Annotated in this window: 12 protein-coding genes; 8 read left to right on the plus strand and 4 right to left on the minus strand. The window is 76.6% G+C overall.

The features are described 5' to 3' along the window. Nucleotides 1-12: 12 nt before the first annotated feature. The 5 genes from FHX44_RS38435 (at nucleotide 13) to FHX44_RS38455 (ending at nucleotide 3,963) form a co-directional block, all read left to right on the plus strand. Nucleotides 13-216, plus strand: a complete 204-nt coding sequence (locus FHX44_RS38435; protein ID WP_147260250.1) for a cold-shock protein — start codon at nucleotides 13-15, stop codon at nucleotides 214-216. Nucleotides 217-335: 119 nt separating this feature from the next. Further along, nucleotides 336-1,298: an alpha/beta fold hydrolase gene (locus FHX44_RS38440; RefSeq protein WP_147260251.1), complete on the plus strand. Its 963-nt coding sequence runs from the start codon at nucleotides 336-338 to the stop codon at nucleotides 1,296-1,298. Between the two features lie 33 nt (nucleotides 1,299-1,331). After that, nucleotides 1,332-2,444 (plus strand): PIN domain-containing protein, encoded by a 1,113-nt coding sequence (locus FHX44_RS38445; protein WP_212612841.1) that lies wholly within the window; start codon nucleotides 1,332-1,334, stop codon nucleotides 2,442-2,444. Nucleotides 2,445-2,514: 70 nt separating this feature from the next. Further along, the gene (locus FHX44_RS38450) at nucleotides 2,515-3,354 is read left to right on the plus strand and encodes a hypothetical protein (protein ID WP_147260252.1); all 840 of its coding nucleotides are present in this window, start codon (nucleotides 2,515-2,517) and stop codon (nucleotides 3,352-3,354) included. Between the two features lie 3 nt (nucleotides 3,355-3,357). Beyond that, a complete protein-coding gene (locus tag FHX44_RS38455; RefSeq protein ID WP_147260253.1) occupies nucleotides 3,358-3,963 on the plus strand; it encodes a hypothetical protein in 606 nt (201 codons plus the stop codon). Nucleotides 3,964-3,977: 14 nt separating this feature from the next. Here FHX44_RS38455 and FHX44_RS38460 read toward each other — a convergent pair whose 3' ends face one another. Beyond that, on the minus strand, nucleotides 3,978-4,958 hold the full coding sequence (locus FHX44_RS38460; protein WP_147260254.1) for an ornithine cyclodeaminase family protein: 981 nt from the start codon (nucleotides 4,956-4,958) through the stop codon (nucleotides 3,978-3,980). Between the two features lie 150 nt (nucleotides 4,959-5,108). Here FHX44_RS38460 and FHX44_RS38465 point away from each other — a divergent pair, with 150 nt between their 5' ends. Both FHX44_RS38465 and FHX44_RS42510 read left to right on the plus strand, forming a co-directional pair. After that, complete coding sequence (locus tag FHX44_RS38465; protein WP_212612842.1) at nucleotides 5,109-5,675, plus strand: ester cyclase; 567 nt, start codon at nucleotides 5,109-5,111, stop codon at nucleotides 5,673-5,675. 284 nt (nucleotides 5,676-5,959) lie between these two features. After that, on the plus strand, nucleotides 5,960-6,100 hold the full coding sequence (locus FHX44_RS42510) for a hypothetical protein (RefSeq protein WP_170309215.1): 141 nt from the start codon (nucleotides 5,960-5,962) through the stop codon (nucleotides 6,098-6,100). Between the two features lie 15 nt (nucleotides 6,101-6,115). Here FHX44_RS42510 and FHX44_RS38470 read toward each other — a convergent pair whose 3' ends face one another. Then, nucleotides 6,116-6,952, minus strand: coding sequence for a class I SAM-dependent methyltransferase (locus FHX44_RS38470; RefSeq protein ID WP_147260256.1), 837 nt, complete (start codon nucleotides 6,950-6,952; stop codon nucleotides 6,116-6,118). Between the two features lie 72 nt (nucleotides 6,953-7,024). Here FHX44_RS38470 and FHX44_RS38475 point away from each other — a divergent pair, with 72 nt between their 5' ends. Continuing rightward, nucleotides 7,025-8,596, plus strand: a complete 1,572-nt coding sequence (locus FHX44_RS38475) for an FAD-dependent monooxygenase (RefSeq protein WP_147260257.1) — start codon at nucleotides 7,025-7,027, stop codon at nucleotides 8,594-8,596. Nucleotides 8,597-8,607: 11 nt separating this feature from the next. On the opposite strand, the gene FHX44_RS38480 is transcribed toward FHX44_RS38475, so the two are convergent. After that, on the minus strand, nucleotides 8,608-11,379 hold the full coding sequence (locus FHX44_RS38480; protein ID WP_147260258.1) for an ATP-binding protein: 2,772 nt from the start codon (nucleotides 11,377-11,379) through the stop codon (nucleotides 8,608-8,610). A 48-nt stretch (nucleotides 11,380-11,427) separates the two neighbouring features. After that, nucleotides 11,428-14,046 carry an ATP-binding protein gene (locus FHX44_RS38485; RefSeq protein ID WP_147260259.1) on the minus strand — a complete coding sequence of 873 codons (2,619 nt, stop codon included), beginning with the start codon at nucleotides 14,044-14,046 and terminating at the stop codon, nucleotides 11,428-11,430. Nucleotides 14,047-14,125 lie beyond the last annotated feature (79 nt).

A 14,125-nucleotide genomic window follows, 5' to 3' on the forward strand; every position in this document is an offset into this window, starting at 1 on the left:
GAGGAGCAGTTCATGGCACAGGGAACCGTCAAGTGGTTCAACGGCGAGAAGGGCTTCGGCTTCATCAGCCAGGACGGCGGGGGCGCTGACGTCTTCGTGCACTACTCCGAGATCGACGCGGGCGGCTTCCGCAGCCTCGACGAGGGGCAGCGCGTGGAGTTCACGATCGGCCAGGGCGCCAAGGGCCCGCAGGCCACGGGCGTCCGCGTCATCTGATCCACAGCTCGGTCCTACAGGAGCCCGCCTCCCTCGTGGAGGCGGGCTCCTGCCGTTCGCGGGCCTCGGGTCCCGCACGCACGACCATCCGGCCGCCGAACCCCATCGGGAGCCCTTCCATGTCGACGACCTCGGCCCCCCGCTCGCTCTCCCCGGTCCCCGTCGCAGCGCGGGAGACCACCCTGCACGGCCGGCCGGTCGCCTTCCTCGAAGCAGGCGCCGACAGCGGCGGGCCCGTCGTGGTGCTGCTGCACGGGCTGGCCAGCAGCTCGCAGACCTGGGCGGGTGTGCTGCCGCTCCTGGGCAGGCACGCCCACGTCATCGCGCCCGACCTGCTCGGCCACGGGCGGTCCGCCAAGCCGCGCAGCGGCGACTACTCCCTGGGGGCGTACGCGGCGGGTGTACGCGACCTGCTGATCACCCTCGGACTCGACCGCGCCACCGTCGCCGGGCACTCCTTCGGGGGCGGTGTCGCGATGCAGTTCGCCTACCAGTTCCCGGAGCTGGCGCAGCGCCTGGTCCTGGTGTCCAGCGGCGGCCTCGGCAGAGCGGTCAACGTCGCGCTGCGCGCGGCGACCCTGCCGGGCACCTCGATGGTCCTCCGGGCACTCCCGGCGATCACTCCGCCCTGGCTGACCCGGCTCGCCCGCCGGATGGTCCCGGCGCTCGACCGCCCCGACCTCGTCGGGTTGGCCACCGCCGTCGCCTCGTTCACCGACCGGGGCGCCCGCGGCGCGTTCGCCCAGACCGTGCGCGGCGCCCTGAACCTGTCGGGCCAGCGCCTGGAGGGCACCGAGCGGCTCTACCTGCTCGCCGACGTCCCGGTGCTGCTCGTCGGCGGCAGCGAGGACTCGGTGATCCCGGTCGACCACACCACGAGCGCCCACGACCTGCTCCCCGGCAGTCACCTGGAGATCTTCGACGGGGCCGGGCACTTCCCGCACGTCGAGCAGCCGGCCCGGTTCGCCGACCTCGTGATGCGTTTCCTCACCGGCACGAGCGCGGCGCGGTCGGACCTTGACTCGCTGCGCCGCCGCCTCCAGGCCGCGCCCGGCCCTGCCGCCGACCGACACCCCCTCTAGTCTGCGGAAACCCCATCCCTTGGAGAGCCCGCAGTGATCAATGACGACGAACGCATCGCCCTGTTCCTCGACTACGAGAACCTGGCGATCGGGGCGCGCGACGGGCTCGGCGTCACCCCGTTCGACTTCGGGCCGGTGGCCGACGCGCTCGCCGAGCGCGGGCGGGTGGTGGCCCGGCGGGCCTACGCCGACTGGTCCGGCTTCGACGAGGACCGCAGGCTGCTGGCACGGGCGCAGGTGGAGCTCATCGAGATCCCGCAGCGCATCGGCGGTTCCCGCAAGAACGCCGCCGACATCAAGATGGCCGTCGACGCGATCGAGCTCGCCTTCGCGCGCGGGTTCATCACCACGTTCGCGATCGGCACCGGCGACTCCGACTTCACGCCACTGGTCCACAAGCTCCGGGAGCTGGACAAGCGGGTGATCGGGATCGGCGTGCAGTCCTCCACGTCGGCGCTGCTGCCGCCGGCCTGCGACGAGTTCCTCTTCTACGACCGCCTTCCCGGGGTCGAGCCGGGGCAGCCTGCCCGCCGCGGCCGGGCCCGGTCCCGCCCGGCGGCCTCGGCCGAGCCGCCGGTCGTGGAGCCTGTCGGGGAGCCGGTCGGGGTACCGGTCGAGGAGCCGGCACCACCGGTGGCCGACGAGCCGGCGCAGGCCGGCGACGGCGACCCCCAGCTGCTCATCACCCGGACCCTCGCCGGTCTGCAGCGTCACGTCGACGGGCCGGTGCTCGCCTCCCGGCTCAAGCGCGCCGTCCTGCGCAAGGACCCCACGTTCGACGAGGCCGACCACGGCTTCCGCGGGTTCGGCGAGCTCCTGCGCCACCTGGAGAGCGAGCACGTCCTCCAGCTGCGGACCGGGTCGGCGCAGGGCGACCCCGAGGTGACGTTCCTCGAGGACGGCTCGGAGGTCGACGAGGCCTTCGCACTGCTCGTCGACGTGATCCGGCACCTGCAGGCGTCGGGGTCCCGGCCCCCGCTCAGCGGGCTGAAGGACCAGCTGCGCAAGCGGCGGCCCGACTTCAGCGAGAAGCGCTACGGCTTCAACACGTTCCTGTCGTTCGCCAAGGCCGCGCGGGCCCGCAACCTGATCGGCATGGCGTGGAACCCGGCAGGCAACGACTACCTGTTGCACGTTCCCGGCTGAGATTCCCGGATCGGCTGTATCAGCGGCGCCTTCCCCGCCTCGACAATGCAGGCATCGGGGGGAGACGGTCATGGTGGGGCTTGCCGGGCTGCTCGTCGCACTCGTCGTCCCGGTCCTGCCGGCGTCCCCGCCCGACGTCCCCGAGCTCGAGCTGAGCGCCCAGGAGGCCGCGCCGGGTGCCGAGGTCGGTGTCATCGGACGCGGCTACACGGGTTGCATCCCGCCGGAGCCCACGAGCACGCCCGAGCCGACCCCCGATCCCGAGAACATCTCGGTCGATCCGCATCCGGTCGAACCGCCCCCGGTGATCCTGCGCTGGGAGTCGGAGGAGGCCCCGCAGGGGCTCGGCGAGGCCACGCTCGAGGACGACGGCTCGTTCGCGACCACGATCACCGTGCCGGCCGACGCCGGGGCCGAGCCCTTCTACGAGGTGAGCGCCTCCTGCCGCCCCGGCCCCGGGTTCGACGAGATCGTCGAGTCCGCCGTGCTCGTCGTGGTCGTGCCGCCCGAGCCGACCACCACGCCACCGACCACCGGTCCGCCACCGACCACGGAGCGGCCACCGACCGTGGAGCCGACCGGGGAGCCGTCCCCGACGGGGATCGCGCCGACGCCGGCCCGGCCGCCCGAGGTGTCCGGATCACCAGCGCTCACGTCCAGCGGCTCGGATGTACTGCTCGCGGCGCTCGCCGGTGCCCTCGTGGTCGGGTTCGGGCTCGTCTGGCTCACCCGTGCGGTCCGCAGGCGGTCGCGCCGGCCGTCCCGCGCGCCGTCCGTCGCGGCCCTCGCGGTACCAGCGCCCCCTGGCCTGCTCGACGTCCGCCCGCGCGGGCCCGAGCGCACCGTGGCGCTGCGCGTGGTCGTGCGCGTCGAACCCGGCGTGCTCTCGGTGCACCGATCGGAGGAGTGACCAGTGGAGACGCCGTGGACGGTGGCCGCACTGCTCGGTGAGGCCGACCCGCAGTGGATGGAACGCGCGCTGGGTGCCGCGCACGTCGGCCGGCGGGCGCTCGCGGGCATCGGGCAGTTCGCGGCGGCGACGTACCCGGCGCTCGAGGAACGCGTCGCCGAGGTCGTGCGGGCGGCGCTCCAGATCGATCTCGGTGAGCTCGCGCTCGGCGCGTGGAGCCGCTACCGGGAGCTCGTCGAGGCGGCGGAACGCACACGCGACACTCCCGGTGCCCCCGAGGACGTCGTGCTCGCCGAGCACGAGATCACGTGGTCGCAGCCGCTGGCGGTCGAGGTGGTCGTCGACGGCACCGCCGTCACGACCCTGCAGTTCGCCCTGTCCGCCTCGCTCACGATGCGGGGCGTCGTCGCCGTGGTCGACGCGGGCGCGCTGGTCGGGCTGCGCGGCGGCGACGTGCTCACCGGTGCCCGGCTCGCGCTGTGGGAGCAGGAGCTCGCCGCCCGCGAGGTCACGTGCCTCGTCGGCGCCCTCGTCCGCCTCGGCGGCGGCGTGCCGCTCGTGGCGGGCGCCGCGGCGGGAGGAACTCCGCAGCAGCCGTCGCCGCTCTGACGGGGACGCGGCCGCTACAGCGGCACGTCGGTCCCGACGCCCCGCTGGCGCGCGGCGCGCAGCACCAGCGCCGCTGCGGCCGCGTCCTGCACCGCGACGCCGACGGACTTGTAGAGGGTGATCTGGTCGTCCGTGGTGCGACCGGGCCCGGTGCCCGCCACCAGCTCGCCCAGCTCGGCGTGCAGGTGGTCGTCGCCGATCACGCCGGCGTGGATCGGCTCGAGCAGGTCGGCGGCGCCCGCCGGGAACGGCGCAAGGGCCGCGCGCCGCGTCTCGACGCACACCAGCGCGTCCGCCACGGTGGCGTCGTCGATCTCACGGCCGCCGAAGCGCACCGACGTGATGTGCACGCCGGGCGTGAGCCAGCCACGCCGGATCGCAGGCTCCCCCGCGGCGGTGGCGCCGCACGCGATGTCGGCGCCGTCCAACGCCTCTGCGTAGGACGCGGCGCCGTGCGTGACCACGCCCAGCTCGGTGGCCAGCTCCGCGGCGAGACCGGCCGCCCGCGCCGGCTCGCGCCCCGCCACCCGGATCTCGCGGACGGGGCGCACCCGGCACACGGCACGCGCATGTGACCGCGCCTGGACACCGGTGCCGAGGATCGCGAGCACCCCGGCGTCCGCCCGCGCGAGCAGCCGCGCCGACAGCGCGGAGGCGGCACCCGTGCGCGCGGCGGTGATCACCTCGCCGTCCAGGAGCGCGGCCGGGCGGCCGGTGTCCGCGTCGCACACGACGATCACGGCCTGGTGCGTCGGGAGCGCGGTGCCCGCGTTGCGCGGATACAGCGTCACCAGCTTGGCCGCGAGCGCCCCGGCGGAGGGGACGTGACCCGGCATGGCCAGTAGCAGGCCGTCGTGCTCGGGGACGGCGGCCGCGATGCGGTCGGGCGCCGACGCCCGCCCGGCGCTCAGGTCGGCCATGGCGGCGGCGAGGGCGTCGATCAGCTCGTCGAGGTCGAGCAGCCCCTCCACCTGGGCGCCCGTGAGCACGAGCATCGCATCTCCCCTCGTCCGCGGCCGGTCAGGCTACCGGCCGAGCCGCACGGGCTCCGGGGCGCCGATGTGGGCAGCCGCTGCCGATGCCGGGGCGCATCCCGTTCGACTACATCTGGACGGCATGACCACATGCCTGTCCGAGGAGACGCCGTGAACGCCCAGGGACGTGTCCGCCTCCAGTACGACGCGATCACCACCGGCGACCCCGACGCCGCCGCGGCGTCGGTGGCGCCCGACTTCGTCAACGACGAGGCCGCCGCCGAGCCCCCGGCCTGCGCGCTGCCCGGGCCTGCGGGGTTGCTCGCCACCAGCGCCTGGTTGCGCTTCGCCTTCCCCGACCTGGCGATAGTCGAGCACACCTCGCTCGCCGACGCCGACCACGTGCTCTCGCACATCACGTTCCGGGGCACGCACACCGGGCCGTTCACGCAATTCGCCGATGGCCGGCTCACGCAGGTGATCCCGCCGACCGGCCGGGCCTTCGCGGTCGACCAGGTGCACCTGTTCCGCGTGCGCGACGGCGAGGTGGTCGGCCACGCCGCCGTGCGCGACGACCTCGGACTCATCAGCCAGATCGGGGTGTTCCCGCCGACGCCGGCCGTCGGCCTGCGCATCGCGTGGTGGCGGCTCACCGGCCGGGCGGCCGCCGCGGGACGGGCCGTGGTCGCGGCGGCCGAGGAGGCCGCGGCGCTCGTCGCGCCCACCGGCGCCCGCTGACGGAGCCCCGCGAGATGGGCAGCCGTGACCGATCCCCACGGCCGCCGCCCGGCAGACCATGGACCCATGCCGTCCCGAACCTGCACCGCCGCACCGGCCCGCCCCCTCGAGCCCGCCGGGGCCGAGCTGCGCGCGCTGCTGCGCGGCCGTCGAGCACGTCGTCGAGCTGGTCGACCGGTTGCCGGCCGCGCCGGCACGCGATGACAGCGGGGTGGGCGACCTGCTCGCCGACCCCGCCGTGCGCCGCCCGCCTCCCGAGCACGGACGCGGGGTCGACGAGCTGCGTGAACGCCGAGGGGCGGGTGCTGCTGTCCAGCACCCGCATCGACGGGCACGTGTTCGGCCGGATCTGCGTCCTCAACCACCGCACCGACCGCGCCCGTGTGGACGAGGCCCTCGACGCGCTGAGCCACCACGCCGCCTGATCCGGGGCAGGCGCGTCAAGATCGGGTCGCCGTCACCAGCCAGGCCGCCGAGTCCAGCTCCACGCCACGCGGGGTTTCGTGGGCGGCCACGGCCGCGTGCAGGGTGGCGAGCGCCCGGGCACGGGTGGGCGGGTCGAGGTCGGCGACCATCCAGTGCAGGAGCCCGGCGATCAGGGCGTGGGCGGTGTCCGGGTCGGGTCCGAAGTTCAGGGGTGCCCGCACGCCCGCGAGCTCGACGCGGGAGTACCCGGCTCCGGCCAGGAGGCGGCGGATCCGGTGCGGGTCGGCGAGTGCGAACGGGCCGGGCGCGCCCTCCGGCGGCGCGGGCAGGTCGCGGCCGGCGGCGAGGGCGGTCGTGATCGTGACCATCCACGGGTTGTTCTCGAAGGCCTGCCAGACGAGCAGCGCCAGCCGGCCGCCGGGGCGGGTCGCGCGGGCGAGGTTCGCGAACGCCGCATGCGGGTCGCCGAAGAACATCGCACCGGTCCGGCTCATCACCACGTCGAACCCGGCTGCCGGGAACGGGTGGACCTGGGCGTCGCCCTGCACGAAGCGGGTGTTCCCGCCGTGGTGGCGGCGGGCGATCGCGAGCATGGCCGCGGACAGGTCGATGCCGGTCGCGGTGCCGCCGGGCGCTCGCCGAGCCGCCTCCAGGGTGGTGGAGCCGGTGCCGCAGCCGACGTCGAGCACGTGGTGACCGGGGCGGACGGCGGCCGCGGCGAACAGCGCGTCGTCGTAGCCCGCGAGCGACCTCTCGAACCGGGCGGCGTTGGCGGCCCAGTAGTCGCCCTCGGTGCCGTCCCACGCCTGCAGCTGCCCGGCGTTGGACGGGTCGACGGAGATGGAAGTCATGGAGCGCAGCGTCCTCGCGTGGTGGACGGGCCGGATCGGTATCGGCTACCGAAACCTCGGTACCCGCTACCGATGCCCGCACCGGCGCCCGACGGCACCCTTCTCGCCATGCCCACCACCACCGACGTGCTCGTCGTCGGCGCCGGCCCGGCCGGTCTCGCCACCGCGATCACCGTCCTGCGCCACGGCGCCCGCGTCCTCGTCGTCGAGCGGCGGGCGGGGACCTCGACCGTCCCGCGCGCCACCGGGGTCAGCACCCGCACGATGGAGCTCTTCCGGTTCTGGGGCGTCGCCCGCGCGGTCCGCGACGGCGGGATCGACTGTGACCCCCTCGTCGGCGTCGCGCACACGCTCGCGGCCGAGCCGGACGAGCTGGTGCCGTTCACCTACCCGTCGATGCGGGAGGCGCTCGCGGTCAGCCCCGCGTACCCGGCGCTCTGCTCGCAGGACCACATCGAGCCCGTCCTCGCCGACGAGATCCGCAGGCTCGGCGGCGAGGTCCGGTTCGGCACGGAGCTGACGGCGTTGCGCACCACCCCGGACGGGGTGCGGGCCGAGCTCGGGCCGGCCGGGCAGGTGCGCGCCCGGTACGTGGTGGGCGCCGACGGCCCGCGCAGCGCCGTGCGAACCGGGCTGGGTATCGGGTGGGAGCGCCTCGGTTCGCTCGGCGAGTTCGTCAACGTGCTCTTCCGCCCCGACCTGGGCGCGCTGGTGGGCCGCAGGCTCCCGGGGATCACGTTCGTCAAGCACCCCGACGCGGAGTGCGTGCTGCTCCCGGTCGGCGCGGGCCGCTGGACCGCCACCCGGCGGTGGTTCCCCGAGCGCGGGGAGAGCGCCGCGGACTACACCCCGGCCCGCTGGACCGAGCTGCTGCGCACCGCCACGGGACTCCCCGCGTTGAACCCGGAGTTCCTCGCGGCAGGCGCGTTCACGATGGCGGCGGACGTGGCGGCCACGGTCCGGTCCGGGCCGGCTTTCCTGGTCGGTGACGCCGCGCACCGCATGACGCCGATGGGCGGGATCGGCATGAACACCGCGATCCACGACGGTCACGAGCTCGGCTGGCGGCTCGCGTGGGCGATCCGCGGCCTGGCCGGTGACGCCCTCCTGGACAGCTACGCGGCCGAGCGGGAGCCGCTCGGGCGCGCGCTCGCCGCCCGATCGCTGCGCGAGGAACGGGAGCCGGACGACGGCCTCCCGACCGACCTGGGGCGCAGCTACCGCTCCCCGGTCCTCGCCGACGACGGGGGCGCGCCCGCGCAGGGCCACTCGCGCACAGCCCGCCCCGGTGAGCGGGCCCCGCACGTGTGGGTGCGCTGGCGCGGGCGGCGGGCGAGCGTGCTCGACCTGTTCGAGGACCGGCTGACGGTGCTCACCGGCCCCGGCGGTGCGGGGTGGCGCCACGCCGCCGTCCGGTCGCGAGGCGTCCCGATCGAGGTGCTGGCCGCCGGCCGGGACCTCCCCGACCCGCGGGGCATGCTGCGCGCCGCGTACCGGCTGGAGGCGGACTCGGCCGTGCTGGTGCGGCCCGACGGGATCGTCGCCTGGCGCCATGACGGCCCCTGCCACGACCACGGCACCGCCCTCACGCACGCGGTCGAGACGGCCCTCGGGCGGGTCCTGTCCGTCGCGCTGGCGGGCTGACCACGGGCGGCTCAGCCCGCGTCGGCCCACCGTCGGAGCTCGCGGCGGCTCGCCGCTCCGGTCTTCGCGAGCAGGCTGGCCACGTGGGTCTCCACCGTGCGGCGTGACAGCACGAGCCGCTCGGCGATCTCGGCGTTGGTCAGGCCGCGGGCGACGAGCGACAGCACGTCGATCTCGCGGCCGGTGACGCCGAGCGCAGCGAGCCGGGGCGGCACGGCGGTGCGGCCCCGGCGCCGGGTGGGTGCCCCGGCGCGGCGCAGCAGGTCCTGGCAGGCGCGCTCCAGATGGGCGTCCCCGGCCTGCCCGTGCGCCGCCAGGTCGGCGCGCAGCTCGGCGACCGGGTCGCCCCAGCCATCGGCGATCGCGCAGCCCAGCACCACGAGCCGCAGCAGCCTGCGCCACCACGGCCGGCCCGCGAGGGCGGCATCGGCGGCCCGCAGGTGCGCGACCGCGTCCTGCGGGCCGCCGGACCGGCCGGCCATCACCGCGTCGGCGTAGCCGATGCCCGCCCGGATCGTGCTCGAGAGCCCGCCGGCCATCGCGGTGAGCTCGGCGCGCGCCTCGGCTGCGCGGTCGTCGGCCGCGGTGCGCAGCAGCACCCACAGCCCGACCGGGCTGAGCAGCACGATCCCGCGGTCCCGGCGCACGAGCGGCATCGTGGGGTTCATCGCCGCGACCGCACGCGGCAGGTCGTGTTCCAGCAGGGCCTCCATCGCCGTGGCGAACCCGCGGAACGGGTTCGCCCACGGCGGCCGCGGCCCGATCGACGCCAGAACCTCGGCCGCCCCGGCCGCATCGCCCGCGGCGGCCCGGTAGGCCGCGACCTGCTCGAGCGCCTGCGTGCGCAGCTGGGGCAGCCGGAGCCGCGCCGCGGCGTCGGCACCACGCAGGGCCAGGTCCAGGGCCGCGATCGGCCCCCGGGTGTGCAGGACGAGGTCGGACTCGATGAGGTCGATCGAGGCGAGCTGGGCCAGCATGCCTGCCTCGGCGGCGAGCTCGCGTGCCCGGTGCAGGGTCGGGACGGCGTCCCCGTCGAGCGCCTCGAGCATCCCGACGCCGAAGAGCGCGGTGACCCGCCACGGCGTGAGCCCGTGCTCCGCGGCGACCTGTGCGGCGCGCCGGAAGGACGCGGCGGTCGCCGGGAGGTCGGTCTGCCAGGTGGTGCGCGCCGAGATCCCGAGAGCCTCGCAGAGCGCGGCGGGATCCCCGGCCTCCTCGGCCCGCGTGACGGCGTCGGCCGCCAGCGCCGCCGCCTCGGCCGCCCGCCCCGCTCCGAACGCCGCATCGGCGCGCAACACCGTGGAGCGCGGGTCGTCCGGCCGCCCGGCCCGCTCGACGTAGTCCTGCGCGGCGGTCCAGCGGGCCGCGGTCACCGCCGTGCGGGCGAGCCGCAGGCACAGCTCGGCGTGTGCACTGCCGGTCGGCCCTGGCCCGGTCAGCGCGTCGAGGTGGGCGTCACCGATGGCGAGCGCCTCGTCGGCCCGCCCGACGAGGGTCAGCACGCTCACCCGTTCCCGGACGATCTCACCGGCGATCTCCCCGTCGAGCCCGGACACCGCCGCTGCCGCCCTGGCGAGCAGCGCGTCCGCGGAGTGCAACGCGCCCCGGCCCGCGGCCCGCCGGGCCAGCCGCAGCAGCACGCGCGCCGCGTCCCGTGGGCGGCCCGCCTCGGCGAACAGCTCCGCGGCGCGCGGCTCGTCGTCCGGCCCGGCGCGCTCGGCGAGCAGCTGCGCGGCCCGCGCGGCGAGCACCACCCGCTCCGGGGGCAGCAGGGTGGCGAGCACGGCGTCGCGGGCGAGCGCGTGCGGCCAGCGCAGCGCGCCCGCGTCGGCCCGCACCACCAGCCCGACGTCGACGGCCCGGCGCAGCGCGCCCACGACGTCGGCGTCCGCGACGCCGCTGACCGCGGCGAGCAGCCCCCAGTCCGGGTCGGGGCCGAGGACGGCGGCGGCACGCAGGACCGTGCGCCCCGGCGCGTCGAGGGCAGCGAGGCGGGCGGCGACCAGCGCCTCGAGGCTCGGCGGCACCTCCCGCCCCGGCTCGGCGAGCAGCTCCTCCACGAGGAACGGCAGGCCGTCCGAGCGCCGGTACAGGTCGCGGACGACCTCCGGCGGCAGCGGCCGCCCGCCGCGGCATGCGGCCGCGAGTGCGGCGACGTCGGGTTCGGCCAGCCGCCGCACGTGCACCGCGGTGATCCCGGGCAGCGCGCGCAGCCGTGCGGCCGCTGCCGCCTCCGCCGGCTCGTCCCGGCTCGACACGGCGACGAGCACCGGCCGGTCGCGGACGGCCACCGCGAGGTACTCGACGACGGCGAGGGTGTCCTCGTCGGCCCAGTGCAGGTCCTCCAGCCGCAGCAGGCACCCGGCACGGCCTGCGGCCAGTGCGCACACGACGCGCAGCACGCCCTCCCCGAGCACCACCGCGGGGTCGGCCCCGTCGGCCGCCCCGGCACCGCCGGTGACGAGGGCGTCGAGCACGGCTCGGTAGGGACGCACGGCCGGGGACTCCCGGACGGCGGGCGCGTCCAGCCGCCCGACCACCGCCTCGGCGATCGCCCGGTAGCTGCCCCCGCCCTGCACCGCGCGGCCGCTGAGCACGAGCAGCCCGGCGTCGGCCGCCGCGGACGCTGCGGCGTCGAGCAGCCGGGTCTTGCCCACGCCTGCCTCGCCGACGACGGCCAGCGCTCCCCCGCGCCCGGACGCGGTGGCGGCCACCAGCCTGTGCACCTCGGCCAGCTCCCCCGCCCGGCCCACCACCACCGGGCAGCGCAGCACGGTCGTCACGACGACCAGTACACCGGACGCGGGAGTCCGGGGGAACGTCAGCTCCGATCAGGCGCTCGCCAGGCTGCGGGCCAGCCGCGATGCGTGCCGCCGCGACGGGACGCCGAGCTTGCCGAGGATCGTCGAGACGTGGTGGTCCACCGTGCGGACCGAGACCACCAGCCGCTGCGCGATCTCGGCGTTGGTGAGGCCCTCGGCGAGCAGGTCGAGCACATCGGCCTGCCGGCTGGTGAGCCCGGCCGGATGGGCGCGGGTGGCCGCCTGCGGGCCGCGCGGGATGGTGCGCACCCCGAGCTCGCGCAGGCGGCGGCGCGCAGCGGAGGCCGCCGGGGTGGCCCCCAGGTCGTCGAGCGCGCGCACGGCCTGCAGCATCGGCTCGACGGCGCCGGACGCCATGAGCTCGAGCGCCGCCTCGTACGGCTCGCCCGCGGCCTCGAAGGCCCGGGCCGCGGCGCGCCAGTCCCCGCGCAGCGCGGCGGCCCACGGCTCCGGGCAGCCCTCGGGCACGGTGTCGAGCAGCGGGGTGACCGGCACGCCGGCGCGCTGCGCGTAGCGCAGGAGCTCGGCCCACGCCGGCTCCGCAGCGGGCCGGCCGGCGTGGCGGCGCCACTCGTCGAGCACGGCCGCGACGACGTCGGTGCGCCCGTTCAGGAGGGCCCACTCCACGAGCGCGGTGCCGGTGTAGGCGAGCCCGAGCACCGATCCCTGCCTGCGCCCGCGTTCCCACGCCGTGGTCAGCACGTCCTCGGCCGCCGGGTCGCCCCGCCGGGCCAGGAGCCTGCCGTGTGCGGGCTCGGCGTAGAGCCGCAGCATTCCGGGGTCCTCGTCGCGGTCGACCAGCGCGGCGAGCCCCTCGCCTGCCGCGTCCCACTCGCCGCGGCGCAGCTGCAGCAGGCAGCGGTGGACGGAGAGGTTGTAGGCGTGCGACCAGAACCCGCGCCCCGTCGTGAAGTCGAGGCCCTCGGTCACGCAGGCCTCGAGCTCGGCGAGCCGTCCGTAGCGGTGGAGCAGCTCGCCGAGGTTGGTGTAGCCGCGCGCGGCCGCCTCGTGGTGGCCGCCCGCCAGTGCCCGCTCCAGGCTCTCGCGGACCAGGGCGATCCGGGCCTCGCCGGACAGGCCCGGCCGGGCGATGCTCTGGTAGTTGAGGCAGAGCGCGGCGAGGTCCTCCCGCCCGCAGCGTTCCGCGGCGGCATGCGCCTCGTCGAGCACGGCGCTGGCCACCGCGGTGTCGCCGCCGAGCGCGAGGGCGGCGCCGTGGTAGGTCAGCGCGTGCGCCGTCGCCCCGGCCGAGCCTGCGCCGCGCAGGTCCTCGACCGCCTGCCGGGCGACGACCTGTGCCTGCTCGGTGTTCCCCGCCAGGTAGTGGTAACGCGAGAGGCGGACCCTTGCCTCGCCGAGCGCCACCTGCTCGCCCAGCCGGGTGTAAAGGGCGACGGCCGCCCCGCCCGCGCGCAGCGCGTCGGCGAAACGGTGGGCGTTGTGCAGCTCCCAGGCGTGGTCGTCGAGCAGCGCGGCCCGCTCCCGCGGCCCGAGGCGGTCGAGGTGGGCCACGGCGGCCTCGAAGTGGGCCAGCGCCTGCCGGTGCGACCCCGCGGCGGCCGCCTCGCGCCCGGCGCGCGCGGCGAACCGGACGACCGCGTCGACGTCGCCCGCCGCCGTGGCGTGGTGCACGATCCGCACGAGGTCGGGCACGGGTGAGCGCTGCAGCGCCGCCAGCACGGCCCGGTGCAGGGCCCGGCGGTGCAGCCCGGTCAGGCTCGCCTCGACGGCGCGCCGGGCCAGCTCGTGGCGGAACGCCACCCCGTCGAGCCGCACCTCGATCATCCCGCGGACCTCGGCCTCGGCCAGCGCGTCCAGGCGGTCCCCCAGCAGCGCGTCGACCAGCTCGAACGGGACGGTCCCCGGCACGACGGACAGCTGCAGCAGGTCCGCCCGGCACTCCTGCCCCAGCTGCGCCACCCGGGCGATCACGGCATCGGCCACGGAGGCAGGCACGGAGAAGCGGTCGGGGGCGCGCCCGGCGAGCACCTCCGTGACGAAGAACGGGTTACCCCCGGTCAGCTCCACGAGCGCCGTGGTGTCCCAGCCGCTCCCGGCCGCGAGCACGTCCACCGCGGCGTCCGACAGCGGCGCAGGCGCCACCCGGTGCACCGGGCAGCCGGCGAGGCGGCCGACCCACCGGTGCACCGGGTCGCCTTCGGGCACCGCGCCCTCCCGGATCGTCACGATCAGCACGGCCGGCAGGTCCCCGATCCGCCGGGCCAGGTACCCGAGCACGTCGAGCGTGGCGTCGTCGGCCCAGTGCAGGTCCTCCACCACGAACGCGGTCGGCTCCCCGCCGCTCATCTCGCCGAGCACCGCCTCGAACACCGCCTCGCCCGCCCCCTCCGCCAGGACGGCCTCCAGATGACCGCCGGTGCCGCAGGTCGCGTCCCGCAACGGGCCGAACGCGCGCGCGGTCACCAGGTCGTCGCAGGCCCCCCACAGCACGCGCACGCGGCTGCCCGCGCTCGCGCACCACGCCCTGACGAGGGAAGACTTGCCGATCCCCGCCTCCCCCGTGACGAGCACGACGCTCCCCCGGCCCGCTGCGGCCGCGCTCGCGGCCGCGTCGAGCACGGCGAGAGCAGGCTCGCGCTCGAGCAGGCCGTCCGCTCCGATCCCCATCGATTCCCCTCCGTACCCCCTGGCCCCGCCACCCTCGCGCACCGGACCGTCCCGGCGGATCCGTGGCGGTTACCGAGTT

The organism is Pseudonocardia hierapolitana (assembly GCF_007994075.1).
In the GTDB taxonomy this organism is placed as follows: domain Bacteria; phylum Actinomycetota; class Actinomycetes; order Mycobacteriales; family Pseudonocardiaceae; genus Pseudonocardia; species Pseudonocardia hierapolitana.